Raw genomic sequence first — 24,517 nt, 5'->3', positions numbered from 1 at the left:
AGTGCTTCTGGGGAGGGTGCCGGGGTCGGATGGGAGTCACGACCCCGGCACCCTGTTCTTCCATCCGTGCGAGACCGGACGGAGGTCCTCAGGAGCGGGCGGCCACTACTTGTGCGCGTCGCCCGCCTTCTTGGCGATGCTCTGGCACTTGCCCAGGGCGTCGTCGACGGTGCCTCGGTTGGCGAGGTAGTCGGCGACCAGCTGGGCGCACTGGTTGCCCACGTCCTGGAACTCGGGGATGGACACGTACTGGATGCCGACCCAGGGCTGCGGGTTCACGCCCGGCTGCTTGGGGTTGACCGTGCTCATGACCTCGAGGGTGATGGGTGCGTAGGCAGCAGCGGCCTTCTTGTACTCGGGGATCTCGTACGTGGAGGTGCGCGAACCGGGCGGCACGTTGGACCAGCCGATCTTGTTGCCGACGAGCTTGATGTAGTCCTTGCTCGTCGCCCACTTCACGAAGTCGATGGCGGCGGCCTTGTTCTTGGTGGTCGCCGGGATCGCGAGGTTCCAGCTCCACAGCCAGCCCGACTCCTTGGTCTTGTCGACAGGCATGTGGGCGTAACCCATCTTGCCCTTCACGGGAGAGTCGTCCGCCTCGAGCATCGACGCAGCCACCGAGGCGTCGGCCCACATCGCCGCCTTGCCTTCCTTGAGTGCGGTGAGGCACTCGTTGAAGGAGTAGGAGACCGGGTCCTTCTCACCCGAGGTGTCGAGCAGCGTCTTGTAGAAGGTGATCGCCTGCTTCCACTCGGGGGAGTTGACGGTGGCGTTCCAGTTGTTGTCGTACCAGTTGCCACCGAACGTCTGCACCACCGTGGTCAGCGGTGCGAACAGGTCACCCCAGCCGGGCTTGCCGCGCATGCAGATGCCGGCTGTCGAGGCGGAGTTGACCTTCTTGGCCGCGTCCGCGACCTGCTGCCACGTCGGGTTGGCCGAGAGGGTGACGCCCGCCTTGTCGAGGATCTCCTTGTTGTACATGAGGATCGACGACTCGCCGTAGAACGGCACCGCATACTGCTTGCCGTTGTTGGAGATCGCCTCGCGCACCGGCGGGAGGAGGTCGTTGACGTCGTATGCCGCGTCGGACTTGAGCGGGTCGGTCAGGTCCACCAGCCAGCCGTTCGCACCCCACTGCGGGGTCTCGTAGGCGCCGATCGTGACGATGTCGTACTGACCGGCCTTGCTGGCGACGTCGGCGGTGACCGCTGCGCGCAGGTCACCCTCCTCCATCACCTGGAAGTTGATCTTGGTGCCGGGGTGAGCCTTCTCGTACTCCCCCTTGAGCTTCTCCATGTCCTTCATCTGGCCGTTGTTCACCGTGGCCAGGTTGAGGGTGACGTTCTTGCTGTCGCCTCCGCCGCCGCCACTGGATACGTTGCCCGACGAGCAGGCCGCCATGGCGAGCGCGGCTGCCACCACGCCCGCACCCGCGGTCAGGGCGCGCTTCGAACAGAGCATGCCTAACTCCTTTGGTAGGTGAGCCTCATGTTGCTGGGTCCTGGTGCCAGGTCCCGTTGCTGGGTCCCGCCGGCCGCGGGGGACGAGGTGGGCTCACCTGGTCCTGGCCGCGGTGCCGGGATGACGCTCAGCGTGGCCGCCAGGACGGCGACCGGACAATGACGCCTTCGCCAGTCTTTCGATACTTTCCCTAAGCGCTCATCTGAGCAGGCCCCTTCACGCCTGAGCATCCGTGCGGCAGACTGTCGTGGCGAACCACTCTGACCCCATGACCCAGCAGGTGGAGGTGAGGACTTCGTATCAGTCGACAGGCACGCCGCGGCGCCTTCTCGCGGGGATCCCCACGTCCGGGTTGGCCGAGGACAGGGTCGAGTCCTCCGCCGGGCACCCGAGCAGCCCCTATCCCGGCGCCCCGCGCCGCGAGGTGATCCCGCCCCACCCGCAGCACGCGTTCCGTGCACTCACCCATGACTTCCCCAGTGAGATCTGCGGGTGGGGTGCCCACCCGGAGTATGAGATCCACCTGATCACCAAGACGCACGGCAGCTTCATCGCCGGCGACCACGTGGGCACGTTCGCCCCGGGGCACGTCAGCCTCATCGGGCCGCTGCTGCCCCACGACTGGGTGAGTGACCTGCCTCCCGGCCAGGTGGCCGTCGACCGTGACGCCGTCATCCAGTTCACCGACGAGTGGATCAGGCAGTGCATGCGGCTGATCCCCGAGCTGCAGGAGATCGACGACGTCCTGGCGCAGTCAGCCAGGGGCATCGTGTTCTCGGGCGCCACTGCCTGGCGGGCCGCCGAGAACATCCTCGAGGTCGTGCGCACCGAGGGCACCGAACAGGTGGCCAGCCTGTTCCGCCTGCTCGCGATCTTCGCCCAGTCCCCCCTCGACGAACGCGAGGTCGTGGCCAGTGAGTGGCTCGGTCGCCCGACCGACCCGAACTCCCTCAACGCCGTCGAGGCGGGCCTGGCCTACATCTTCGAGAACCTCACCGACGACATCCGCCTGTCGACGGCGGCCAGGCTCGCCTACATGTCGGAGCCCACCTTCTCCAAGTACTTCCGCAGTGCGACGGGCATGACCTTCAGTGCCATGGTCAAGAAGCTCCGCATCGCCCATGCCCGGCGGCTCCTCGACACGACCACCGCGTCCATCGCCCAGGTGGCGGAGCTGAGCGGCTACCGCAACATGGCCAACTTCAACCGGCAGTTCCTCGCCGAGGTGGGTGCGACCCCCACGGCGTACCGGCGGCTCGAGTCGTCGCAGAAGCCGCCGGCCGAGGTGTTCAGCCTGGGGCTGCGGGCCCGCGTCGGCGCCGGCGCGCACGGCTGACCACGCGGCATACCTCGCTCGGGGTGGTCGCGCGCTCGCGCGCCCGCCGCGGAGGGCAAGAAACGATCGACGAGCGCACGGTTCCTACCGATGGCCGCCGCACCGGCCCCGAACAACTCGGTATCCCCTGGCCCACGTGGACTGGTAGACAGCCGGGGTGCACACGACACCGGACTTCCCTGACCTGCTGCGACTGCTCGACGAGCGGTCGGGCGCCTTCCTGGCGCTGGTGGCCGCCGCTCCGGATCTGGACGTCCCGGTACCGACCTGCCCGGGATGGACGCTGTTCGACCTGGCGGAGCACGTCGGACAGGGGCGCCGCCGCTGGGCGACCATCGCCGCGGCCGGCCCCTCCGACGAGCGACCGGCGGGCACGGCGCCCGACGAGGCACCCGGCGCGCCGCGTGAGCGTGACGCGCTGCTCGCGTGGTTCGAGGAATCGGTGGCCGAGCTCGACGCTGCCCTGCGCGCGGCCGGACCCGACCGCGGGTGCTGGGCCTGGTGGGACGAGTCGCAGTCGCCGCTGACCGTCGCCGCCGTCGCCCGCCACCAGGTGCAGGAGCTGGCCGTGCACACCTACGACGCCCAGGTCGCCGTCGGCGCACCGCAGCCGATCCCTGACGAGGCGGCGGTCGACGGCGTCGAGGAGTTCCTCTCCACCTGCAACGCCACGACCTACCCGTGGCCCCATGACGCGGCGACGCTCGACTACGTGGCCACCGAGGGCCGCGCCTGGCGGCTCTGGCTCTCCGAGGACGGCGCCCGCTTCGCTCGCCTTCCCGACGCCGGCGCGAAGGACGCCGCAACCATGACGGGCCGGGCCTCGGCGAGCGAGATCGTCCTCACGATGTACGGCCGGATCCCGTTGGAGACCCTGGAGATCACCGGCGACCGGGCCGTGCTCGACGGCCTCGTCGAGTGGATCCCCGGGGAGTAGCGACGGACGGCTGGCGTCGCAACGCGTAGGTGTAGGCGCGCACCCCGACCCCACCGGTCAGGGTCACTGTCGTGAGCACCCGGTCGTAGCCCTCGCCCTCGAACTCGTCGAGCCGGGGCCAGTGCGCCTCGAGATCGTCAGACCTGAACAGCAACCCCGGCACCTCCGGTCCGCGGTCGTCGAGGACGATCGCGGGATAGCCGATGGCTGCACCCCACCCGTCCGGCAGGAGCGTGCCCCTCGCCGTGGCCCGCTCCCAAGTGCCGACGATCCCGTCCATCACGTGCGCGTTGGGTCGCCCGGGCGCGAGCGTCCCGTACACGAAGAGCCCGTGGACCGACGGGGACATCAGCCCCGGAGCACCTTGTCCATCGCCTTGCCCTTGGCCAGCTCGTCGACCAGCTTGTCGAGGAAGCGGATCTTCTGCATCAACGGGTCCTCCACCTCTTCGACCCGGATCCCGCAGACCGACCCGGTGATCAGCGAGGCTTGCGGGTTCAGCGTGGCCGCCCCGAAGAAGTCCTCGAACGTGGTCTCGTCGGCCAGGTGCCGCGCCAGTGCCGCGTCATCGAAGCCGGTCAGCCACTCGATGACCTGGTCGAGCTCGGCCCGGCTGCGCCCCTTCTTCTCCACCTTGGTCACGTAGTGGGGGTAGACCGCGGCGACGCTCGTCGTGAAGATCCGGCTCACCTGCGCGAGCCTAGCCGCGATGGGCGAGGATGGGGGTATGCCGGACATCGCACCTTCACCGGGCGGCGTGCGCATCGCGCGCATCGTCACCGCAGGCACCCTCGACCGACCCGAGGGCACGCTGACGCTCGAGAACAACACGTGGGTGATCGGCGACGACAGAGAGTGCCTGGTGATCGACGCGGGACACGACGGCCGCGCCATCGTGAAGTCGATCCCCCGCGAGCAGCGCGTGCAGGGCGTGCTCGTCAGCCACGGGCACTTCGACCACATCGACGCCGTCGGCGAGGTGTGCGACGGCACACGGGCGCCGGCCCACCTGCACCCGGATGACCGGTTCCTCTGGGACGAGCTCTACCCGGTGACCCCTGACGCGTCGCTCGCCGACGGCCAGGTGCTCACCGTGGGCGACGTCGAGCTGCACGTCATGCACACGCCGGGCCACACGCCCGGGTCGTGCTGCTTCCACGCCCCGGCCCTCGGTGTCGTCTTCACGGGCGACACCCTGTTCCCCGGTGGGCCCGGCGCGACGCGTCACGACTACAGCGACTTCGACACCATCATCGAGTCGGTGCGCACCAGGCTGTTCACCCTGCCCGAGGACACCGTGGTGCTCCCCGGCCACGGCGACTCGACCGTGATCGGGGCCGAGCTGCCCCACCTGCAGGAGTGGGTCGACCGACGCTGGTGACGCGTCAGGAGAACAGCAGCACCCCGGCCAGCACCAGCAGGACGGCAGCGCCGTAGATCATCAGTGCGGCAGCCGCGACGGCCACGAGGCTGTGGCTCAGCCACCACGTGGGTTCATGGTGGGCGACGTGCGGGTGGGGGACGTGCAGGTGGGCGAGTGCTGTGCGCATGGGCGCACCCCCTTGTGTCGGGTTCCGGCCTCCTTCGAGGGTAGAACGCCTCGCTGAGGTGTCCAGTGCGCCACGCCGGGACCCTCGACGCGCGCCAAGGGTCCCGCGACGGCTCAGCCCCGGTAGTTCTCCACGGTGCGGGCGTCGCGGACCTCGGCATCGGCCGGGTCCTCGCCGTACTCACGCTTGGCGCGACGCTGCCGCAGGAGGTCCCAGCACTGGTCGAGCTCGACCTCGAGGGTGCGGAGTCGCTGGTTCTCCTCCTCGACGCTGATCTCGCCCGCGCCCAGCTTGCTGCGCAGGCCGTGCTCCTCGTCGATGAGTCCCTTGATGTGCTGCTGGATGTCGATGTCGTCGGCCACGTTCTCACTATGGCATCGCCCCCTGTCGCTGGCGAGGGCGCACTGGTTTCATGGACGGGTGGCACCCCGAGGTGTGCCGAGCCGGGAACCGCTGACCTGCATGGTGGTCGGTGGTGGAGAAGTCGACGCCCTCGGTCCCGCGGTGGCTGCGCTCGACGCGCCGCTCACCGGTACCGCCGTCGTGCTGACCCGCCTGCGCCAGCCGACGCCGGTGGCTGCCGAGGTCGTCCACGCCCTCGTGGACCTGTTGCAGGACAACGGATGCAGCCCGGTCATGGTCGGAGCGAGCGTGCAAGCCCACGACCGGGACCGCGGACACCACTCGGTGCAGGAGCTCGCCCGGCTGGCCGGCCTCCACGGGCGCACCCCGTCAGGCGCACGGTACGACGTCGTCGACCTCGGCAGCGAGCTCGTCGCTGCGCCGGTCCCCGACACCAGCGTGCTGTCCGGCCGCCTCGTCTCGAGGAGGTGGGCGGAGGCGTCGGTCCGCGTGGTCGTCGGCCGCGCCGTGACCGACCTGGCCGACGGGTATGCCGCGGGCCTGGCGACACTCCTCGGAGCCGCGCCGGAGGTGCCCGGCGCGGAACCCGCCGACGTCGCTGCTGACCTGGTGGCCCACCTCCCCCCGGGGCTCGCGGTCGTGGACGCCCTGGCTGCGAGCGTCGGGCCCGACGGCGGACGCCTCCCCCAGCTCCTCGACAGCCGCACCCTGGTCGTGGCGACCGACCTGCTCGCCGCCGACGGCGCCACCGCGGCCCTGCTGGGTCTCGACCGGTCGGTCTCGCCGCTGTTCGCCCGTGCCCTGCTCGCGGTCGGGTCCCGCCCGGGGCGCACCGAGGGTCGGCAGACCCCGCTCGACGGCGCCCACTCAGCTCATCCGCTGGCCCGGGGTGCAGCGCGGTCGGTGGCACTGGAGCCGCGGCTGGCACGAGTCCTGAGTGCTGCCACCGGCGGGCCCGACGAGGGCGCCTCCGCCGCCGACCCCGTGCTCTCGGCGGTGCGGGCGGTCCTCACCCCGTTGGTCGCGGCCGCTGACGACCCCGCCGGACACCTGCCACTTGCTGCGGTCCTCAGCGCGGTCGGTGCCGGACGGCAGGGCTTCCTCGCCTGGTCGACAGGCCTCGACAAGGGCTCCGTCGACCGACGTGAGGTGCCCCTGGGACTTGACCCCGCGGCATACCCGGTCGGCGCGTATGACGCGCTCCCGGCGTTCTTCGCGCCGTTCGACGCGATGGTGGAAGGGCTCCCGGAGAACGCCGACGGGATGCGCTGGCGCCTGGTCGACGGCGCGACCCTCTTCGAGGTGGCGCGGGAGGTGCGCGCCGACTTCGACGAGTGGGTGGCCCGGGTGGACGTCGCCGCAGGGATCAGCCTGATGGCCGACTACCTCGGTGGTCGACGGGTCACCGTTTCCTCGACCACCAGCGGCGGGACCACCCGCACGCGGCAGGCCGAGCGGAACCTCTACCTGCCCCAGCCCAACTACCTTGCGGCCTGGGGCGGCGAGCCGATCGACGTGTGCAAGATCGAGCTGGTCGAGCGCAGCGCCGACCGGCACCGCCTCACGTGGCGCACCGTGAGCAGCCCCAACGGTTCCGCGGAGTTCGACGACGGCAGCCTCACCTTCACCCGAGTCGCCGGCGCCACCCGGGTCGTGGTCCGCGGGCGACAGCTGTTCGCCCTGCCTGCGAGCTGGGCGGGCATCGACCTGGCGGCCGTCCCCGAACTGCGAAACCCGTTGCTGGAAGAGGCCTATCGGCGATTCTTCACGACGACGTTCGACAACCTGGAAGCCTGCTTCGAAGGCCGGGAGTTCCGGATCGGGCGACCCCCGATGGACCCCACCGAGCCCCTCCTCACCCAGGCCCTCGACCTCGTCCTCGGTGCTGTCACCGACTGGGTCGGCGACGGATCCGACGGCCCCCGGGCGGGCGCGGCGGGGAGGCCGGCCGGTCCCGAGGTCGACGCCCAGGGCTTCCGTCACGTGAGGGGGACTCGGTGAAGGTCGCCGTCACCGGAGCCACCGGGATGGTCGGCGGACAGGTCGTGGTCGCGGCCCTGGCCGCCGGGCACGACGTGTTGGCGGTCACCCGGCCGGACCCCGACCGCGACCGGACGCAGGTGAGGGTCGGCGGGGTGACCGTCCCGGCTGCGACCGCGGGCCTCACCGACCCGACCGCCCTGCGCCACGCACTGGACGGGTGCGACGCGCTCGTGCACTGCGCTGCCGTCTACGCCTTCGGCGAGACGCGGGCCGCCGAGTTCGGCCTGGTCAACACCGACGGCACCCGCGCCGTGCTGGAGGCAGCCGCGGCGGCCGGCGTCTCCCGGGCTGTCGTCACGACGTCGTCCGTCACCCGGGGGTCGAGCCTGCTCCCGCGGGCCCGCTCGGAGCGCGACCACCTCGGGGCGGAGCCGGCACCCGCCTACTACGCGAGCAAGGTGGCCCAGGAGGACGTCGCCCTGGAGACCGGTCGACGTCTCGACCTCGAGGTCGTCCTGGCCCTGCCCACCGTGGTCCTCGGTGGGCCGTTCACCCGCCTCGCGCCCAGCAACGCCATCGTCCTGCGCTACCTCCTCGACCCGACCCGCAGCACCTTCCCCGGCGGCTGCAACGTCGTCGACGCCCGCGACGTCGGCGCTGGTCACGTCTGCCTGCTCGAGCGCGGGGAGGCCGGCGAGCGGTACCTGCTCGGGGGCGAGGACGTCAGCTGGCGCATGCTGCACACCCTCGTGTCCGACCTCGCGGGGCTCCCTGGCCCGTTCGCGGAGCTGGACGCCGGCAGCGCGTGGGCCGTGTCGGCGGCCACCGAGTGGTGGGCGCAGCTGCGTGGCACGACCCCGCTGACGACGCGCGAGGAGGCCTCCACCGTGGGTCGCTTCTACTGGTACACCTCGGCCAGGGCCCACGAGCTCGGGTATGCCGCGCGGCCGGCCCGCGCAGCGGTGGCCGCCTCCCTGGCGTGGTTGACGGTGAGCCCGGAGCTGCCCCGGTGGGCCCGCGAGAGTCTGCGGTTGCAGCCCGAGGTGCGCGCCGCCCGCGAGCTCGTGCCGGCGCCGCTGGCCGAGGCGCCCGGCGTCAGTCCGCGACCTCGACGGTCACCTCCAGCATGGCCTCGTCGCCCCCGCTGACCGTCACGCTCCCGACGTACTGCTGACCGGGCTGCACGACGGCCTCGTCGAGGTCGGCCGTGATCCGGACCTGGTGCTCCTCGCCGGCCGGGATGGTGACGTGGTCGGGGTCGACCTCGAGGCTCAGCGCCACCACGGTGCCGGTGGCATCACGCAGGTCGCTCGCCTCCAGCTCGACCCGACGGGCCCTGGGGTGCCGGTTGACGACGGTGACCGTGCCCTGGGCCGTCTGTCCCGCTGCGGCTCGCAGGTGCACCCGAGACCGTCGAACCCCGTCGTCCGGCTCCGCGGGCGGGGCCGCAGGTGCACTGTTCCTGGCCGCACCCGCGCCACGGTGCACCCGGGTGCCACCGGCGGCAGAGGCGTCGCTGATGATGCGCGCCGCGCTGCGGGTGCCGAGGGCCATCAGCTCGCTGGCGTAGTCGAGCCCCAGCGCGCTGGCCTCGCGCCAGTAGCGTGCGCCCTCGCGGCTCATCGCGTCGAGGTAGGCCTTGCTGGTCGTGGACCGGTCCACGTCGCCGGACAGGGCCGCCCTCCCCAGCTCGAGCGACTGCTTGGCCAAGGTCGACTGAGACTGCAGGGCCTGGCGCGCCAGCTCGGTGATCCGGGCCAGCGTCTCGTCGGTGCCGTTCGTTTCTGTCATGGCTTCTCTCCTAGCAGCAGCATCCGCAGTCACATCCCACGTCCACGGCGTCGCACTCGGCAGGCAGCACCACGACCGCGACCCGCTGCGGACGCGCACAGCCCTCGAACCGGACGTCGGCGTAGGCGCTCACGCAGGACTCCACATCCTTCGTGCGGCCTCTCGTGCCGACCACCACGTCAACGGGCTCCCGCGCCGCCGTGGCCCGTGCCGCCTTGGCCGCGACGGCGTCTGCCGCCGGGTCCTTCGTCGCGTCCTGAGCGACTGCGTCGGCGCTGCGGTTGGTCGACGAGCCGTCGTCCTTGGCGCCCCTGGTCGAGATGAGCAGTCGCACCACCCGGTCCTCACACGGTGCGAGGACGAGCTTCTCCTCCTCCAGGAACGCGCGGACCTCGAGGTCGCCGTCGCAGCCGTGCCACGGCCCCACCTCCAACGAGACCTCCCGCTCGCGGCGCCACGGGTTGTGCAGCCGGAACGGCACCACCCGCACCTCCCCGGACCGGGCGCGGACGATCACGTCAGCCTCCAGGACGCAGCAGTCGCACACGTCCCCGCAGCCGCAGCGGTCAGGACACCCGCACCCCCGCCGGCCACGGTGGTCCTGCACGCCGTCGTGGTCGTGCACGCCATCGTGGTCGTGGCCGTGGTCGTGGCCGTGCTCGCGGCAGCCGCCCGACCCCCCACAGCCGCAACCCCTTTCGGCAGGCCCGTGGTCAGGCCGTCGGCCGTGCTCGGCGTGGTGTTCATGGTGGTGCCCCTGGTGGCCGCCGTCGGACCGGCGCCCGGGAGCGCCACCGGGCGCACGCGGCATACCGAGCCCGGCGGCCTCGACGACCGGGGACCAGGCCTGCTGCCACTGGTCCCACGCGGTCGCCGACTGGTCCATCCACTGCTGCACGGCGTCGGCGAAGCCGACGCGCAGGGAGGCGAGGTACTCGGGTGCGGTGGTGCTCATGGTGATCACTCCGTGGGGTCGCGAGGCAGGATGATGACGTCGAGGTCGGCCGTGCCGACGGGGAGCCGTGCGGTGTGCCGCCGGGTGGGGTCGAGCTCCGTGGGGGCGCTGATGGTGGCGCCGACCACCGTGGTGGTGCCGGGCTCGGCCGTGGTCGACCCGGCCAGCGTGAGGGTGAGGTCGGGGCCCGGGTCGGGACCACCGTCATCGGTGCGGGCGCGCACGACGGCCGCCAGCGGGATGGCGACGTTGCCGTCGTTCGTCACAGTGAGCGTGACCGTCGTGTCGCCCACCCCTGCCAGCAGCCGCCGGGGCGAGACGCGCAGGGAGAGGTCGGGCTCGACCCGCAGCACCGCCTCGCGACGGATGCCCCCGACCTCGACCTCGGCCGGGTACTCACCCGGTGGGGTGTCCGGCTCGAGCCGGAACGACACCGGCACCTGGGCCGTGGCCCCGGGGGCGATGACCGCCGACCCGGCCCCGGTGAGGGCCTGTCGACCGCTGCGGTGCAGGGTCAGCCCGCGGACCGCCACCCGCTGGTCGACGGCGTTCTCGACGGACACGGTCGTCCTGAGCAGGCCCGGCGGACCGGTGAGCACCAGGGCGCCGTCGGAAGTGGCAGCCACGGTCGCCGCAGCGTCCTTGGTGGCCTCGCGTGCGGTGGCCTTGCGTGCGGTGGCCTTGCGTGCGGTCGCCTTGGCGGCCTTGGGCTGCCCTCGCCCGGAGGGCTTGGCAGGGGCGGGCGAGGCGGCAGGCGCGGGTCGGCGGCGGGCGGTGGTCATCAGGGGCTCACAGGTCGATCACGACGGGGCCGTGGTGCTCCGGGCGGATGTGGGTCGTGGAGCTGCCACGGACGGTGAGAGCGAACAGCTCGAGGCCGAGCACCGACCATCCCCACGTCTGCTCGTAGGGCGTGCAGACCTCGGTCGCCGGCGGCGGGCCGAGCTCGAGCCGCACGCAGGTGTCGACAGCCACCGGCTTGAGGTCGACGGTCGAGCTGGACGTGACGTCCGAGGTGGAGTCGATGCTCGAGGTCGTGGTGACCGTCGAGGTCGTGGTGACCGGCTCGAGGGTGATGGTGGCGTCGCTGTGGACGGTGTTCTCGCCGTTGTTGGTGTTCGTGGTGCCGCCGGCGAGGGTCAGCTTCATGTCGTCGAGCCCGGTCAGCGTCGAGGTCACGTCCGCGGTGACGTCGGAGCTGAACGTGTTCCCGCCGAAGACGGTGGTGTCGATCGTGTAGTCGGCCATCAGAGAGCTCCTGCGGGAGGTGGTGCGTCGGGACTGACGAGGTAGGAGTGGTGGAAACCCAGGCGTGGGTCACCCCAGGCGGCCAACCGCGGGTCGAACTCCTGGAGCTCGGGCATGACCACCCGGTCGCGGACCTCCAGGGACGGGTAGTCGTAGACGGTGATGTGGTTCTGTCCCCGGTTGGCCGTGAACAGCAGCGTCTGGTCGGCCGAGAGCTGGCAGGCGTAGATGCCGTCCACCAGGGCACCGCGGCTCACCCGCAGCGACTCGGCATACAGGTGGGAGTTGCTGAAGAAGTTGCCGCGCATGACCGACTCAGCGACGGTGTTCGCCGACTGGCGGGTGAGCGCCAGGCTCTCCAGCGCGCCCGGGTGCTCGTCGATCATCCGGTGTCGGCTCAGGGTCAGCAGGTCGACGAACACGACCGTGTGGCTGCCGCCGGTGCAGAAGATCAGCTCGGAGTCGGAGATCGTCACGTCGGAGTTGATGTGGCCCGGCAGGTCCCGGTCGGCAGTCCAGTGGCGCACCACGCGCCCGTCCTCGGCATCGATCTCGAAGGCGTACTGGCGCAGCCACGCCATGCCCCAGTGCTCGTAGTCGGAACGGTCAGCGGCGTTGACCCTGAACGAGATCGCGTAGAAGACGTCCAGCACCGGGTGGCAGACGACGTGCCAGCACGTCGTGGGCAGCGTGACGCGCCGGACCTCCCCCGTCACGGTGTCGAGGATCCCGACCTCCCTGGCCTCCCCCCGAGTCGGGTGGTCCATGCCGCCGTAGACGATGTAGCGGCCGGACGCGGTGCGCTTCATGGCGTGCGGGATCTTCAGGCCGTGGGGTGCGACCTGCTCGGCCTTGGTCAGTCGGTTGACGTCGAACTTCCACAGGTGCTCGCCGATCGACGTGACGAACTGGGTGTCGTCGAGCCAGACGAGGTGGGTGCTCCCCTTGATCGTCGTGTCGGGCACCTCGAAGCGCAGCGTCGAGACGCGGTCGGCCTCCTCCAGCGTCGCGAGGTCGTAGAAGAGCAGGTGCTGACCGGTGTTGCCCAGGAAGCCGATCCGCCGGCTCGGGTCGACGCTGGGTGCGTGGCCGCCGGACGCGCCGCCGAAGTACGTGACCTTGTAGGCGTGGTCGCCGGTCACCGGGTCGTAGTGGAACAGGCACACGCCCGCCCTGCCCTCGAGACCGTTCAGTCCGTTGCCGTCGAGGGCGACGTGAAAGGCATATGGGTAAGTCCGCACTGGCAGCCCCGGCCCGCTCTGATACCCCAGCGGACCCGGCGGACCGCCGTTTTCACGGTACTCGGGGTCCAACGGCCTCGAAAGACCTCAACGACCACCCACTGAGACCAACCACGCCCATCGGCACCCAGATGCCCGTAATGGCCGGAATGCCCTTGCGGGGCTTGGGGATCAACTGCGTCGGCGGGGCCCTCAGCCCTTCAGGTCGGGGAACTGGTCGTCGCGGAACTCCTCGGACAGGGACGTCCCACCCTCGAACGCGTGCTGCTCGCGGTCGCGGAGCTCCACCCGCCGGATCTTGCCGGAGATGGTCTTGGGCAGCTCGAAGAACTCGATCCGTCGCACGCGCAGGTAGGGCGCGAGATGGCCTCGCGCGTAGCCGAGGATCGCCTTGGCGGTCTCCGCATCCGGCTCCCAGCCGGGCGCGAGCGCGATGTAGGCCTTGGGCACCGCGAGCCGGGTCGGGTCCGGAGCCGGCACCACGGCGGCCTCGGCCACGGCCGGGTGCTCGATCAGCACGCTCTCCAGCTCGAACGGCGAGACCTTGTAGTCGCTCGCCTTGAAGACGTCGTCGGTGCGTCCGATGTAGGTGATGTAGCCGTCCGCGTCCCGCTGGGCCACGTCGCCCGTGTGGTAGTACCCACCGGCCATCGCCTCGGCCTGCCGCTCGTCATCGCCGAGGTAGCCGGTCATGAGGTTGACGGGGTGCTTCGAGAGGTCGAGGACGATCTCGCCCTCGTCCGCGAGCTCTCCCGTGAGGGGGTCGACCAGGGCCACCGGCACCCCCGGCATCGGTCGGCCCATCGACCCGGGCTTCAGCGGTTCGCCGGCGATGTTGCCGACCTGGAGGGTCGTCTCGGTCTGCCCGTAGCCGTCGCGGATCACCAGGCCCCACGCACGCTCGACCTGCGTGATGACCTCCGGGTTGAGTGGCTCCCCGGCCGCGAGGAGCTCGCGGAGCTCGCCCTTCCCGCCGCTGAGGTCGGCCTGGATGAGCATCCGCCACACCGTTGGGGGCGCACAGAAGGTCGTCACCCCCGCCCGCCGGATCTGGTCGAGGAGTGCAGCGGCGTCGAACCGCGCGTAGTTGTAGACGAAGATCGTCGCCTCCGCGATCCACGGCGCGAAGAAGCACGACCAGGCGTGCTTCGCCCAGCCCGGCGAGCTGATCGCGAGGTGGACGTCACCGGGCCTGGCTCCGATCCAGTACATCGTCGTCAGGTGGCCCACGGGGTACGAAACCTGTGTGTGCTCAACGAGTTTCGGCTTGCTGGTCGTGCCCGACGTGAAGTACAGCAGCAGGGGGTCGGTGGTGGCGGTGATCGTCTCGAAGGGGTGCGGCTGCACGGCATACGCGTCGGTGTAGGTGTGCCAGCCACCGGCTTCGGCCACGCAGACGCGCAGGTAGTCGCCGGGCACCTCGTCGAACTTGGCCGCGTCGGCGGGGTTGGCCACCACCACCTTGGCGCCGCCGCGGTCCACCCGGTCACGCAGGTCGGCCGGTCCGAGCGCGGCCGTGGTCGGCATGATCACCGCCCCGAGCTTGAAGACCGCCAGCATGGTCTCCCACAGCTCCACCTGGTTGCCCAGCATGAGGAGCACCCGGTCGCCCTTTCCGACCCCGAGCCCCGAGAGCCAGACCGCCACCTGGTCGGAGCGGGTCGCCATCTCGTCGAAGGTCAGGCGCCGCTCACTGCCGTCCTCCTCGACGATCCAGAGGGCGGTCGCGTCGTTACCCCGAGCGATCGCGTCGAACCAGTCGATCGCCCAGTTGAAGCGTTCTCCCACGTCGGGCCAACGGAACTCGCGCAGTGCCCGGTCGTGGTGGCCGGAGAGCGCGACGAGGGTGTCACGCGCTTCGCGGTATGCCGCGGTGCCGGGGGCCGTGACGTGGGGAGCGGGGGTGCTGGGCGAGTCGGGTGCCATGCACCCGACCCTGCTACGCCTGGCCGATGTCGGCAAGCAGTGCGGTGTACCAATCGGTCGCCGGGTCGAAGGCCTTGCCACCCTTGATCCGGTCGAACTCGATGGCGCGCAGCGTGTCGTCCTGGTCCTCGTCGTGCCCGATGACCCCGGACTCGCCCCGCAGCGCCGCATCGACGGCATACCTCGTGCAGTCCCGGATGAGCGCGAGGTCGGCGTCGTTCGCTGCGGCCGACCGGGCGAAGTAGCCGCTCTTCTGGACCAGCACCTTGTCGGCGCCGAGCTGGTCGGCGAACTGCTTGGCGAACCACGCGCCGGGGTTGACCTTGTCGAGCTGCACATGGCCGAACGGGTCACGCGGCACGTCCTGCCCCGCGGCCTCCATCGCGGCGACGATCTCGGCGACGCCGGCACCCTCGGAGACGAAGAGGTTCACGCCGTCGAGGTCGTCCATGAGGGTGCGCAGCCGGGCCGCCTCGCTGTCGATGTCGAGGGGCTGCTCCGGCACGTAGACACCGTGCACGTCCCACCGCTGCGGGGAGTTCTCGAGCCAGCCGCTGAACTCGGTGCCCTGGACCCACTGGTGGTGCGCCTGGGCGGTGGCGGCAGTCAGCCACCCGCAGTTGCGCCCCATCACCTCGTGGACGATGAGCATCCGAGGGTTCGAGGAGTGCTCGGCGATCACGTTGCGAGCGAAGACCGCACCCTGCTCGGCCGCCGTCCACGCGCCCAGTGACTGCCTGATCGGGATGACGTCGTTGTCGATGGTCTTCGGGAGCCCGACCACCGTCAGCTCATAGCCGTTGGAGTGCAGGTATGCCGCGAGGTCGGCGGCCGTGCCGTTCGTGTCGTCGCCGCCGATGGTGTGCAGGACGTCCACGCCGTCACGGGTCAGCTGCTCGGCGGCGACGTGCAACGGGTCCTGCCCCTCCTGGACCAGGCCGCGCTTCACGCAGTCCTTGACGTTGGTGAGCTTGACCCGGCTGTTGCCGATCGGGCTGCCGCCGAACCGGTGGAGCAGGTGGGCCTTGGCCCGCACCTCGTCGGTGACCTCCACCGAGTCGCCGGTCAGCAGGCCGGCATACCCGTTGCGGTAGGCCATGATCCGCACGTCGGGAGCGACCTCGGAGTAGCGCTCGATGAGTCCCCCCACAGCAGAGGAGAGACAGGGCGCGAGGCCACCGGCGGTGAGCATGGCGACGGTCTTGACGGTCATGGCGCCCACTCTGCCGTGTCGGGGGTGGCACGGCCAGCGTGGTCTCACGTCTGGTGCCGGAGTCCTCCCCGCGGCTCAGCCGATCGACATGACGGCGCCGGCTCGCTCCCACCGCAGGACGGCCAGGAGGGACGACGTCGGCAGGCTGATGCATCCCGCGGTCCCGCCGCCGGTGTCGACGTGGAAGAAGATCGCGGATCCCTTGCCCGGCGTCCGTGACTCGTTGTAGCCGACCACCTGTGCGTAGTTGTACGCAGGGGTGTTCAGGAGCTCCTCCGCCGAGTCCCACCGGCCGGAGGCCGGCTTGCGCTGGTGGGTGTTGTAGAGGCTCGACTGGCTGTCGTCGACCCAGACGTCGTTGCCGTCGACGCGGAACCAGCCCTGGGCCAGGCCCGGGTTGGCCCTCGCCCCGAACCCGCCACGCAGCGGGTAGGTGCCGGCGGGCGTCTTGAGGTCACCCTCGCGCTTCGACCAGCTCACGCCGTTGCGCCCGACGTGGCCGTAGAACGGACCGAGGTCGCGGACGTAGCCGGTCGAGGTCCGGTGGCAGGCACGGACGGTCGCGCTGGACCCGGACGACGTGACGAGCACGACCTGCGCGGCCCGCACGCCCGACGGCACCTTGCACGTCGCGGCAGCCGGCGTCGGGGTCGCCTTGGCGGTCAGGCGGGGGCTCGGCTTCGGGGTGGCGGTGCGGGTGGTGGGCTTGGGCGCCGGCCGGGTGGTGGTGGTGGTGGTGGTGGTGGTGGTCGTGGCGCTCGTCGTCGTGCTCGGTGTCGTGGTGGACGAGCTCGAGGACGACGTCGTTGCGGACGAGGAGGTCGGAGCGACCGCCTGCGGATCACCCCCGCAGCCCGCGACCAGGGTCGTGGCGACGACGGCGGCGACGCCGAGCGCCCCGGGCAGCCGGCTCCGGCTCATCGGTCGAAGTGCTGGTAGTCGGGGTGGTTCCAGAGCCCGCCCCAGCGCAGCCCCTGGCTCGTGAACGCACGCACGGCCGCGCTGCCGCTGGAGGAGAAGACGCCGGCCGCCGGCCCCCGGCGACTGAGGAAGTAGCGGTTGGGGTAGACCGTCCCGTCGTCGGCGACATAGGGGTTCTCGAAGTCGTTCACGTCGATGGCCGTTCCGTAGGCGTGCTTGCTGTAGACCTTGCTCGCCTCCTGTCCGCCGACGTAGCGACAGTTGAAGGCGGACGTGTTGTCGGCCGCCATCGCGGCGTAGTCGTTGGCTCCGGGACCCTTGGGGTTCTTGCCCCAGGTCGAGTCCATCGGCTTCATCTGCCGGATCCGGAACTGCACGGAGTAGAGGCGCGTGAAGGCGGCGGCGGTCTCGTCGGCGATCGATGCGTTGACCACGATCGCGCCCCGTGAGCGCTTGCCGTCGAATCCCCAGAAGTTGACTCGCACGTAGCGCAGCTGGGCGCGGCCGACCGGGCAGCCCTGCGTCCACGAGACGCCGACCATGCGGTTCCACACCGCGTCGGGCACCGGGGCGATCGAGGCGTTCGCCCCGGCCCCGACCGCTGGGTCGTTCGTCGGGAAGCGCACCGCGGGCTCCGCACCGGCCCGCGGCACCGGGGCCAGCGTCGTGACCGGCGAGGGCCCGCCGGAGCGGGAGGGAGGCGGCTTCGGCGTGCTCCTGGTCGTGGACGTCGAAGGCGTCGCGGCGGGGCTGGCCGTCGTGGCCGACGGCGCCACTGTCGTGGTCGTGGACCCGGTGGTCGTGGTCGCTGTGGTGGTCGCCGACCCAGGGCCCGACGAGGCGGCGGAGCCGCCCGGGTCACCCCCGCAGGAGGCGAGGGCGAGGCACACGAGCGGCACGGCATACAGGGGACGAGTCGTCATCGGGCACCCACTGTGCCCTGTTCGTCCCCTTCGGGGCCAGTCCGCGCAGGTCGGGCGCTCAGGTGCTGGTCACCCGTGGGCGGCCCCGGCCTCCTTGCCGGGCCCCCTTACCGGCCTCCTTGCCCGGCCCCCTTCCCGGCCCCCTTCCCGGCCCCCTTCCCGGCCCCGTGCTCGGTCAGGTGCAGGGGCGGGCGACCGTCGGGGTCGGCTGCTGGGGTCGAGGCGGCAACGGTGGCACGTCGGCGGTGGGGGTCAGCGCGGTGAAGGCATTGCCGATCACGAGGTCGAGCGAGGCGTCGGTGCGGGTGTCCTTGACGAGCTGGGCCCCCGGGACGTGGCCCTGGAGCAGGGCRGCGGCGAGGTCGCCCTGCTCGCCGTAGCGGATCACGGCCGTGCCCAGCTGCATCGTGCGGAGGGGGTCGTTCGACACGTCCTTGACCTTGAACCCGCGCGCCGCGACCGCGTCGGCGACGACCTTGGCCAGCCCGGTCTTGTAGGTGGTGTTGTAGACGTTGACCGTGACCTCGGACGGGATCGGCTTGAGCCGTGGAGGGATTGCGACCATGTCCTTGTAGGCGAGACCCACGACGACGTCGACCGAGGTTCCCTTGCGCGAGTCGGCGAACAGCTTCGCGCCGGGGATCTGGGAGGCGGTCAGCAGGGCCTGGTCGAGGCCGTCGGGGCCGTGGTGCACGACGGCCGACTGGGTGACGTACCAGGACTCGGGCGCGTTGCTGATCCCGCCGACGGTGAACTTCCGCTTGGCCAGTCCTGACGCGACCAGCCCCGCGACGCCGTTGCGGCCGGTGGCGTTCATGACGTTCACGGTGAACGACGCCCGCGCGGGGGCAGGCACGACCACGGGGTTGCAGCTGGGTTTCGGGGGCGCCGGGGTCATCCAGCCCGCCGAGTAGGCAGCGGTGATGCTCGCGGTGCCGAGCAGCACGCCGGGGATGGTGACGAAGAGCATGACCTGGCGCATCCGGTGCTTGCGCCACAGCTGGCTCGGTGTGAGGTTCTCGTCCTTCATGGTGGCCCCCTGGCTCGTGCTGCTCGAGTCCCAATGGTCACACCAGTCACATCAGTCACACGTTACGCGACACGCAGGCGACACGTTTCGTCACCGACCCGTGATCGCCCGGTCGCGGGTGGCGGTGCGCGAGGATGGCCCCCCATGACCTCCCTCGTCCGCCCCATCGAGCGCCGCGTCAGCCGCCGCGTCGTCGGTGCCGCTGCATCCGTGCTGCTGGTCGTCCCGCTGGCTGCCGTTGCCGGCTGCGGCGGACCGGACCGGCTGGAGGGCACCGTGGTGGCCGTCGCCGACGCCGGCAAGGGCGGTCGGCCACTCGGCGGCGGCTGGGTCGCGGCGTTCGGCGACGACGCCCTGCTGGGGTTCCTGTCCGGGGCCGGCATCGACGTCCCCAGCAGCGGTGACCTGCCCTACGTCGGCGGACGGGTCCTGCACGACGACGTCGCGCGTTCGGGCGGGAGCCTGGCGGCGATCGACCAGGACGGGACGTTCGCGCTGACGGTGACCGGGCGGCATACCGTGTGCCGCATCGTCGAGGCTCCCCAGGTGGATGTCCTGAAGGGCTGCGCGGTGGTGGACCTCCCGGCCCGGGGCAGGCTCACGCTCTCGGCCGGGGAGGCCGGGCTGCGGGCCACCCTCGACGACTGAGCCCCGACGTACGACTGAGCCCCGACCTCAGACGACTGAGCCCCGACCTCAGGCGACGACGGCGAGGTCCTTCGCGACCAGCTCGGCGACCTGCACCATGTTGAGCGCAGCACCCTTGCGCAGGTTGTCGCCGCAGATGAAGAAGTCGAGCGTGTTCGGGAAGTCGAGCGCCTGCCGCAACCGACCGGCGAACCGGGGGTCGGAGCCGACGATGTCGGAGGGCGTCGGGAACTCCCGGCTCTCGGGGTCGTCCAGCACCACCACCGCCGGGGCCTCGACGAGCGCCTGGCGCGCCTCGCCCACGTCGATCCGGCGGGCGAACGTCGCGTGCACTGCCACCGAGTGGGTCGTGATGACGGGCACCCGCACACAGGTCGCCGAGACACGCAGGTCGGGCAGGCCCAGCACCTTGCGGGTCTCGTTGCGGATCTTGAGCTCCTCGGAGGTCCAGCCGTCCTCGGCCGCGGTACCGATCCAGGGCACGACGTTGAGGGCCAGCGGCGCCGGGAAGGGCGAGACAGTGCCCAGCTCGTGCTCGATGAGCCGCCGGACGTCGCCGGCCTGGTGTCCCAGGTCGCGGTGTCCGGCCACCACCTCGAGCTCGTCGTAGAGCCGCGCCATGCCGACCCGCCCCGCACCCGAAGCCGCCTGGTAGGAGGCGACGACCAGCTCGGTCAGCTCCCAGCCGGCGTGCAGCACCCCGAGCGCGTCGATCATGGTCAGGGTGGTGGCCCCAGGGTTGGCGATGATCCCCTTGGGTCGGTTGCGGATCTGCAGCGGGTTGACCTCGGGCACGACGAGCGGGATGTCGGGGTCGCCCCGCAGCGCCGAGCTGTTGTCGATGACGACCGCCCCCCGGCTCGCGGCGATCGGGGCCCAGTGCGCAGCCACCGGCGCCGGCACGTCGACCAGCGCGATGTCGACGCCGTCGAAGAACTCCGGTGACAGCTCCTGCACGACGACCTCCCGACCGCAGACGGTCAACACCGTCCCGGCGTCGTCGGCTGCGGCGGCGGCGCGGATGTCGCCCCAGATGTCGGCTCGCATGCCGAGCACCTGCTGGGTCACCGCCCCCACGGCCCCGGTGGCACCGACCAGGGCAAGGCTCGGGCGCGGCGCCTTCGAGGCGAGTGAGGTCACCGGCCGGTGCCTCCGTAGACCACGGCTTCGCCTTCCGCGGAGTCGAGGCCGAAGGCCGAGTGCACCGCCCGCACGGCGTCGTCGAGCACGTCGGCCCGGGTCACGACCGAGATGCGGATCTCCGAGGTGGAGATCATCTCGATGTTGACGCCCGTGTCGGCCAGGGCCTTGAAGAAGGTGGCGGAGACCCCGGGGTGCGACCGCATGCCGGCTCCGACCAGCGACAGCTTGCCGATCTGGTCGTCGTACTGGATGGACGCGAAGCCCACCGACTCCTGGACCTTCTTGAGCGCGTGCACGCCGGTCTGCCCGTCGGTCTTGGGGCAGGTGAACGAGATGTCGGTCAGCCCGGTCTCGGTCGCCGACACGTTCTGGACGATCATGTCGATGTTGATCTCGGCGTCGGCGCAGGTCTGGAAGATCGCCGCGGCCTTGCCCGGGTGGTCCGGGACGCCGACGACGGTGATCTTGGCCTCGCTGCGGTCGTGTGCGACACCGGCGATGATCGGGGCTTCCACGGTGTCTCCTTCAGCTGGTTTGTCCGTGACGATGGTGCCCTCCTTCGCTGAGAAGGAGCTGCGGACGTGGATCGGGATGTCGAAGCGACGGGCGTACTCGACGCTGCGCAGGTGCAGCACCTTCGAGCCGGAGGCCGCCAGCTCGAGCATCTCCTCGTTGGAGATGCGGTGGATCTTCCTGGCAGCAGGGACGATTCGCGGGTCGGCAGTGAAGACGCCGTCGACATCGGTGTAGATCTCACAGACCTCGGCGTTGAGCGCCGCGGCCAGCGCGACCGCTGTGGTGTCGGTGCCACCACGGCCGAGCGTGGTGATCTCCTTGGTGTCCTGGCTGACGCCCTGGAACCCGGCGACGATGACGATGTGCCCCTTCTCGAGCGCGTCGGTGACGCGTCCGGGAGTGACGTCGATGATGCGCGCCTTGCCGTGGGTCGAGTCGGTGATGACCCCGGCCTGGCTGCCGGTGAACGAGCGCACGGTGTAGCCGAGGTCGGCGATCGCCATGGCCACCAGGGCCATCGAGATGCGTTCGCCCGCGGTCAGGAGCATGTCCATCTCGCGCGGTGGTGGTTGCGGGCTCACCTCGTTGGCGAGGTCGAGGAGCTCGTCGGTGCTGTCGCCCATGGCCGACACCGCCACGCAGACGTCGTTGCCGGCCTTCTTGGCCTCGACGATCCGCCGGGCGACGCGCTTGATGCTCGCGGCGTCGGCGAGCGAGGAGCCGCCGTACTTCTGGACGACGATGGGCACGGTGCTTCTCCTGGGACCACGGCGGGCAGGTGCGGATGGCGGGTCAGTCTACGGCTGGCGCACAGTCTATCTGCCGTCCTCATCGTGGGACGGCGGTGTCGTATGCCGGACGCGCGGGTGAGTACGAAAGCGGAGGTCCGGAGCCACCCCCGCCGCTAGCCTTCGCGCATGAGCATCGAGGTGCAGGGGGTGCGGCGGGCGTTCGGGGACGTGCTCGCCGTGGAGAACATCAGCCTCACGGCAGAACCGGGCGAGGTCACCGCCCTGATCGGTCCCAACGGTTCCGGCAAGACGACCCTGCTGCTGATGCTGGCGACCCTGCTGGTCCCCGACCAGGGCCAGATCCGGGTGGACGGGCTCGACCCCGTCACCCAGCCCACCGAGGTCAGGGCGAAGATCGGGTGGATGCCCGACGGCTTCGGCACCTGGGACGCGCTCACGGTGCGCGAGGTGCTGCTGACCATCGCCGCGGCATACCGGATCGCACCGGACCGCGCGCGCACCCGCGCCGACGAGCTGCTGCACACCGTGCACCTCGAGGACCTCGCCGACCGCCGCGCCCGCGTGCTGTCGCGTGGACAGAAACAGCGGCTCGGGTTGGCCCGGGCGCTGATCAACGACCCGACGGTGCTGCTGCTCGACGAACCGGCATCGGGCCTCGACCCGCGCAGCCGCATCGAGCTGCGCGACGTGCTCCGCTCGTTGGCCGCCCAGGGGAAGACCGTGCTCGTCTCGAGCCACATCCTCACCGAGCTGCAGGAGGTCGCCGACCGCGCCGTCATCGTGGCGCGGGGACGCAGCCTCGAGACGCAGAGCCTCGACTCCGGCTTCATCGCCACCGCCACTGCGTCGTGGCGGATCGACTCACTCGACCCCGAACGACTCGCGACCTGGCTGGAGGAGAAACACGTCCCGGCCACCAGGGTCGGCGGAGGACTCACCGAGGTGGAGGTCGCCGGGGAGGAGAACGCCGCCCGCCTCCTGGCCGACCTCGTCGGTGACGGCATCCGCGTGGTCGCGTTCACCCCCAGCCAGGGCGCGCTCGAGTCCGCCTACCTCGCAGCGACGGAGGACCGGCGATGAGCTGGCACGGCATCAAGACCATCGCAGCCCTCGAGCTGCGCCAGCGGCTGCGCACCTCGCGGTGGCCGATCGTGTTCGGGATCTGGGTGCTGCTCATCGCGGGCACCTCCCTCCTGTCGTACTGGGCCACCAACGACCCCGACCTCAGGTCGGGCTCCGCGATGTACGACATCGTGGTGTTCTTCGTGCTCGGCCTGTCGATGCTCATCGTGCCCTCGCTCACCGCCACCTCGGTGAACGGCGACCGCGAGCACGGCGTCCTCGCCACCCTCCAGACCACGCTGCTGACGGAGTGGGACATCGCGCTCGGCAAGCTGCTGTCGGCCTGGGTCGTGGCGCTGGCCTTCCTCGCGACGGCCCTGCCGTTCCTGGCCTGGGCGTGGTTCGAGGGCGGCATCTCCGGCGGGCGGATCGTGCTGTCGCTGCTCGTTCTCGTGCTGGTGCTGGCCGTGGTCTGCGCGATCGGCCTGATGTTCTCGACCCTCACCGCACGCCCGGTGTCCTCCGCGGTGCTGACCTACCTCACGATGGGAGCCCTCGTCTTCGGCACGACGATTGGGTTCGGGCTGAGCGCCTTCCTCGTCACGCAGGACGAGCAGCAGCAGGTCTACGGCATCCCGGACTCCTGGTACACCGAGCACCAGCCGCCCGCATTCGACCCTGCCGACCCCAGCCTGACCCCCGACCAGCTCGAGCAGATCAAGAAGAGCCAGCTCGAACCCACGCGGGCCGACTGCGTCACCTTCACCCGGAGGTCGACGGTCGCCCACACCGAGCGGATCTGGTGGATGCTGCCGCTCAACCCCTTCGTCGTGGTGGCTGACGCAGCGCCGTCGGAACCGCGCAAGGACAACGGCATCTACTCCAGCGGGTTCACGCCCATGCGGTGGATCAGCGCCGGCGCCAGGGCTGCCCGCAACGGACCCGGCACCGTGCACGACGAGTGCAGCAACTACGTCGCCTCGTCAGAGGGCAGCTTCAGCGGCACCAACGACGACCCCCTCGACAAGGCGCTCGACACCGCGCCCGTCTGGCCGTACGGGCTCGCCTTCCTGCTCATCGCCGGGGCCGGCGCGACCGCGCTGGCCGGCAGCCGACTGCGCACGCCGATCCGTCGCCTGCCCAACGGCACTCGGATCGCCTGAGAGCTCACCACCGCGAGACGGTATGCCGCGTGGCTCAGGCGGCCACGCGGCATACCCGTCTGCGCCCTGCGAGGAACCTTTGCTAGCAAGGGTTCCTCGGTGGTGGACAGGTTGCAACGTGTCCGCCTGCGAGTTTCCTTCGCTAGCTGTACTGACCTGACAGGTTGGTCAAGCGGGTGATGGGTGGCTTGTTCTCGCAGGCGGTGTGGGGTCGGTGGTGGTTGTACTCGTGGATCCATGCTGACAGGGCGGCTCGTCGCTCGGCTTCGGATTCGTAGCAGCGGGCGTAGCCCCACCCTTCGGCCATGGTGCGGTGGAAGCGCTCGATCTTGCCGTTGGTCTGTGGGCGGTAGGG

General features: G+C 70.9%; 26 protein-coding genes. 8 read left to right on the top strand and 18 right to left on the bottom strand.

The window, feature by feature from the left end; translation table 11 throughout:
* Positions 1-105 precede the first annotated feature (105 nt).
* Positions 106-1,461 (bottom strand): ABC transporter substrate-binding protein, encoded by a 1,356-nt coding sequence (locus AC1DX8_RS13500; RefSeq protein WP_477630443.1) that lies wholly within the window; start codon positions 1,459-1,461, stop codon positions 106-108.
* Positions 1,462-1,729: 268 nt separating this feature from the next.
* On the opposite strand from AC1DX8_RS13500, the gene AC1DX8_RS13495 reads away from it, so the two are divergent.
* Both AC1DX8_RS13495 and AC1DX8_RS13490 read left to right on the top strand, forming a co-directional pair.
* Complete coding sequence (locus tag AC1DX8_RS13495; RefSeq protein ID WP_477630442.1) at positions 1,730-2,797, top strand: helix-turn-helix domain-containing protein; 1,068 nt, start codon at positions 1,730-1,732, stop codon at positions 2,795-2,797.
* 157 nt (positions 2,798-2,954) lie between these two features.
* On the top strand, positions 2,955-3,734 hold the full coding sequence (locus AC1DX8_RS13490) for a maleylpyruvate isomerase family mycothiol-dependent enzyme (protein WP_477630441.1): 780 nt from the start codon (positions 2,955-2,957) through the stop codon (positions 3,732-3,734).
* On the opposite strand, the gene AC1DX8_RS13485 is transcribed toward AC1DX8_RS13490, so the two are convergent.
* Both AC1DX8_RS13485 and AC1DX8_RS13480 read right to left on the bottom strand, forming a co-directional pair.
* A complete protein-coding gene (locus AC1DX8_RS13485; protein WP_477630440.1) occupies positions 3,679-4,083 on the bottom strand; it encodes a gamma-glutamylcyclotransferase family protein in 405 nt (134 codons plus the stop codon). The genes AC1DX8_RS13490 and AC1DX8_RS13485 overlap by 56 nt on opposite strands.
* A complete protein-coding gene (locus tag AC1DX8_RS13480; protein WP_477630439.1) occupies positions 4,083-4,424 on the bottom strand; it encodes a DUF2200 domain-containing protein in 342 nt (113 codons plus the stop codon). Before AC1DX8_RS13480 ends, AC1DX8_RS13485 begins: the two co-directional genes overlap by 1 nt.
* Positions 4,425-4,461: 37 nt before the next feature.
* Here AC1DX8_RS13480 and AC1DX8_RS13475 point away from each other — a divergent pair, with 37 nt between their 5' ends.
* Complete coding sequence (locus tag AC1DX8_RS13475; RefSeq protein ID WP_477630438.1) at positions 4,462-5,115, top strand: MBL fold metallo-hydrolase; 654 nt, start codon at positions 4,462-4,464, stop codon at positions 5,113-5,115.
* A 4-nt stretch (positions 5,116-5,119) separates the two neighbouring features.
* Here AC1DX8_RS13475 and AC1DX8_RS13470 read toward each other — a convergent pair whose 3' ends face one another.
* Together AC1DX8_RS13470 and AC1DX8_RS13465 are read right to left on the bottom strand one after the other, a co-directional pair.
* The gene (locus AC1DX8_RS13470; protein WP_477630437.1) at positions 5,120-5,284 is read right to left on the bottom strand and encodes a hypothetical protein; all 165 of its coding nucleotides are present in this window, start codon (positions 5,282-5,284) and stop codon (positions 5,120-5,122) included.
* Between the two features lie 113 nt (positions 5,285-5,397).
* A complete protein-coding gene (locus AC1DX8_RS13465; RefSeq protein WP_477630436.1) occupies positions 5,398-5,646 on the bottom strand; it encodes a DUF2630 family protein in 249 nt (82 codons plus the stop codon).
* Positions 5,647-5,704: 58 nt separating this feature from the next.
* Here AC1DX8_RS13465 and AC1DX8_RS13460 point away from each other — a divergent pair, with 58 nt between their 5' ends.
* Both AC1DX8_RS13460 and AC1DX8_RS13455 read left to right on the top strand, forming a co-directional pair.
* Entirely contained in the window at positions 5,705-7,648 is a 1,944-nt protein-coding gene (locus AC1DX8_RS13460) for a DUF362 domain-containing protein (protein WP_477630435.1), read from the top strand.
* On the top strand, positions 7,645-8,778 hold the full coding sequence (locus AC1DX8_RS13455) for an NAD-dependent epimerase/dehydratase family protein (RefSeq protein WP_477630434.1): 1,134 nt from the start codon (positions 7,645-7,647) through the stop codon (positions 8,776-8,778). Before AC1DX8_RS13460 ends, AC1DX8_RS13455 begins: the two co-directional genes overlap by 4 nt.
* On the opposite strand, the gene AC1DX8_RS13450 is transcribed toward AC1DX8_RS13455, so the two are convergent.
* The 10 genes from AC1DX8_RS13450 to AC1DX8_RS13405 form a co-directional block, all read right to left on the bottom strand.
* Positions 8,726-9,421 (bottom strand): hypothetical protein, encoded by a 696-nt coding sequence (locus AC1DX8_RS13450; RefSeq protein WP_477630433.1) that lies wholly within the window; start codon positions 9,419-9,421, stop codon positions 8,726-8,728. The two genes, AC1DX8_RS13455 and AC1DX8_RS13450, sit on opposite strands and share 53 nt — an antisense overlap.
* 10 nt (positions 9,422-9,431) lie before the next feature.
* Positions 9,432-10,376: a hypothetical protein gene (locus AC1DX8_RS13445; RefSeq protein WP_477630432.1), complete on the bottom strand. Its 945-nt coding sequence runs from the start codon at positions 10,374-10,376 to the stop codon at positions 9,432-9,434.
* Positions 10,377-10,381: 5 nt separating this feature from the next.
* Positions 10,382-11,158, bottom strand: coding sequence for a hypothetical protein (locus AC1DX8_RS13440; RefSeq protein ID WP_477630431.1), 777 nt, complete (start codon positions 11,156-11,158; stop codon positions 10,382-10,384).
* 7 nt (positions 11,159-11,165) lie between these two features.
* Positions 11,166-11,624: a hypothetical protein gene (locus AC1DX8_RS13435; protein WP_477630430.1), complete on the bottom strand. Its 459-nt coding sequence runs from the start codon at positions 11,622-11,624 to the stop codon at positions 11,166-11,168.
* The gene (locus tag AC1DX8_RS13430; RefSeq protein ID WP_477630429.1) at positions 11,624-12,865 is read right to left on the bottom strand and encodes an NHL repeat-containing protein; all 1,242 of its coding nucleotides are present in this window, start codon (positions 12,863-12,865) and stop codon (positions 11,624-11,626) included. The genes AC1DX8_RS13435 and AC1DX8_RS13430 overlap by 1 nt, the downstream gene beginning before the upstream one ends.
* Before the next feature lie 192 nt (positions 12,866-13,057).
* Entirely contained in the window at positions 13,058-14,791 is a 1,734-nt protein-coding gene (locus tag AC1DX8_RS13425; RefSeq protein ID WP_477630428.1) for an AMP-binding protein, read from the bottom strand.
* Between the two features lie 13 nt (positions 14,792-14,804).
* On the bottom strand, positions 14,805-16,004 hold the full coding sequence (locus AC1DX8_RS13420) for a pyrophosphate--fructose-6-phosphate 1-phosphotransferase (protein ID WP_477630427.1): 1,200 nt from the start codon (positions 16,002-16,004) through the stop codon (positions 14,805-14,807).
* A 75-nt stretch (positions 16,005-16,079) separates the two neighbouring features.
* Positions 16,080-16,925, bottom strand: coding sequence for a L,D-transpeptidase family protein (locus AC1DX8_RS13415; protein WP_477630426.1), 846 nt, complete (start codon positions 16,923-16,925; stop codon positions 16,080-16,082).
* The gene (locus AC1DX8_RS13410; RefSeq protein ID WP_477630425.1) at positions 16,922-17,848 is read right to left on the bottom strand and encodes a M15 family metallopeptidase; all 927 of its coding nucleotides are present in this window, start codon (positions 17,846-17,848) and stop codon (positions 16,922-16,924) included. The genes AC1DX8_RS13415 and AC1DX8_RS13410 overlap by 4 nt, the downstream gene beginning before the upstream one ends.
* 175 nt (positions 17,849-18,023) lie before the next feature.
* The gene (locus AC1DX8_RS13405) at positions 18,024-18,878 is read right to left on the bottom strand and encodes a LytR C-terminal domain-containing protein (RefSeq protein ID WP_477630424.1); all 855 of its coding nucleotides are present in this window, start codon (positions 18,876-18,878) and stop codon (positions 18,024-18,026) included.
* 144 nt (positions 18,879-19,022) lie between these two features.
* On the opposite strand from AC1DX8_RS13405, the gene AC1DX8_RS13400 reads away from it, so the two are divergent.
* A complete protein-coding gene (locus tag AC1DX8_RS13400) occupies positions 19,023-19,526 on the top strand; it encodes a hypothetical protein (protein WP_477630423.1) in 504 nt (167 codons plus the stop codon).
* Between the two features lie 48 nt (positions 19,527-19,574).
* On the opposite strand, the gene AC1DX8_RS13395 is transcribed toward AC1DX8_RS13400, so the two are convergent.
* A complete protein-coding gene (locus tag AC1DX8_RS13395) occupies positions 19,575-20,666 on the bottom strand; it encodes an aspartate-semialdehyde dehydrogenase (RefSeq protein WP_477630422.1) in 1,092 nt (363 codons plus the stop codon).
* Entirely contained in the window at positions 20,663-21,934 is a 1,272-nt protein-coding gene (locus AC1DX8_RS13390) for an aspartate kinase (RefSeq protein WP_477630421.1), read from the bottom strand. Before AC1DX8_RS13390 ends, AC1DX8_RS13395 begins: the two co-directional genes overlap by 4 nt.
* 168 nt (positions 21,935-22,102) lie before the next feature.
* Here AC1DX8_RS13390 and AC1DX8_RS13385 point away from each other — a divergent pair, with 168 nt between their 5' ends.
* The gene (locus AC1DX8_RS13385; RefSeq protein WP_477630420.1) at positions 22,103-23,017 is read left to right on the top strand and encodes an ABC transporter ATP-binding protein; all 915 of its coding nucleotides are present in this window, start codon (positions 22,103-22,105) and stop codon (positions 23,015-23,017) included.
* The gene (locus tag AC1DX8_RS13380; protein WP_477630419.1) at positions 23,014-24,162 is read left to right on the top strand and encodes an ABC transporter permease; all 1,149 of its coding nucleotides are present in this window, start codon (positions 23,014-23,016) and stop codon (positions 24,160-24,162) included. The genes AC1DX8_RS13385 and AC1DX8_RS13380 overlap by 4 nt, the downstream gene beginning before the upstream one ends.
* Positions 24,163-24,304: 142 nt before the next feature.
* On the opposite strand, the gene AC1DX8_RS13375 is transcribed toward AC1DX8_RS13380, so the two are convergent.
* The coding region (locus AC1DX8_RS13375) for an integrase core domain-containing protein (RefSeq protein ID WP_477630418.1) at positions 24,305-24,517 on the bottom strand (213 nt) is incomplete at its 5' end.

The organism is Pedococcus sp. P2_A3 (genome assembly GCF_056405035.1).
This window is presented reverse-complemented; position numbering and strand designations above follow the sequence as displayed.

Excerpts from the sequence above, each read along its gene's own strand:
- AC1DX8_RS13500 (WP_477630443.1), bottom strand. The coding sequence starts at position 1,461 with ATGCTCTGTTCGAAGCGCGCCCTGACCGCGGGTGCGGGCGTGGTGGCA.
- AC1DX8_RS13495 (WP_477630442.1), top strand. The coding sequence starts at position 1,730 with ATGACCCAGCAGGTGGAGGTGAGGACTTCGTATCAGTCGACAGGCACG.
- AC1DX8_RS13485 (WP_477630440.1), bottom strand. The coding sequence starts at position 4,083 with ATGTCCCCGTCGGTCCACGGGCTCTTCGTGTACGGGACGCTCGCGCCC.
- AC1DX8_RS13475 (WP_477630438.1), top strand. The coding sequence starts at position 4,462 with ATGCCGGACATCGCACCTTCACCGGGCGGCGTGCGCATCGCGCGCATC.
- AC1DX8_RS13470 (WP_477630437.1), bottom strand. The coding sequence starts at position 5,284 with ATGCGCACAGCACTCGCCCACCTGCACGTCCCCCACCCGCACGTCGCC.
- AC1DX8_RS13450 (WP_477630433.1), bottom strand. The coding sequence starts at position 9,421 with ATGACAGAAACGAACGGCACCGACGAGACGCTGGCCCGGATCACCGAG.
- AC1DX8_RS13445 (WP_477630432.1), bottom strand. The coding sequence starts at position 10,376 with ATGAGCACCACCGCACCCGAGTACCTCGCCTCCCTGCGCGTCGGCTTC.
- AC1DX8_RS13440 (WP_477630431.1), bottom strand. The coding sequence starts at position 11,158 with ATGACCACCGCCCGCCGCCGACCCGCGCCTGCCGCCTCGCCCGCCCCT.
- AC1DX8_RS13435 (WP_477630430.1), bottom strand. The coding sequence starts at position 11,624 with ATGGCCGACTACACGATCGACACCACCGTCTTCGGCGGGAACACGTTC.
- AC1DX8_RS13425 (WP_477630428.1), bottom strand. The coding sequence starts at position 14,791 with ATGGCACCCGACTCGCCCAGCACCCCCGCTCCCCACGTCACGGCCCCC.
- AC1DX8_RS13420 (WP_477630427.1), bottom strand. The coding sequence starts at position 16,004 with ATGACCGTCAAGACCGTCGCCATGCTCACCGCCGGTGGCCTCGCGCCC.
- AC1DX8_RS13415 (WP_477630426.1), bottom strand. The coding sequence starts at position 16,925 with ATGAGCCGGAGCCGGCTGCCCGGGGCGCTCGGCGTCGCCGCCGTCGTC.
- AC1DX8_RS13410 (WP_477630425.1), bottom strand. The coding sequence starts at position 17,848 with ATGACGACTCGTCCCCTGTATGCCGTGCCGCTCGTGTGCCTCGCCCTC.
- AC1DX8_RS13400 (WP_477630423.1), top strand. The coding sequence starts at position 19,023 with ATGACCTCCCTCGTCCGCCCCATCGAGCGCCGCGTCAGCCGCCGCGTC.
- AC1DX8_RS13385 (WP_477630420.1), top strand. The coding sequence starts at position 22,103 with ATGAGCATCGAGGTGCAGGGGGTGCGGCGGGCGTTCGGGGACGTGCTC.
- AC1DX8_RS13380 (WP_477630419.1), top strand. The coding sequence starts at position 23,014 with ATGAGCTGGCACGGCATCAAGACCATCGCAGCCCTCGAGCTGCGCCAG.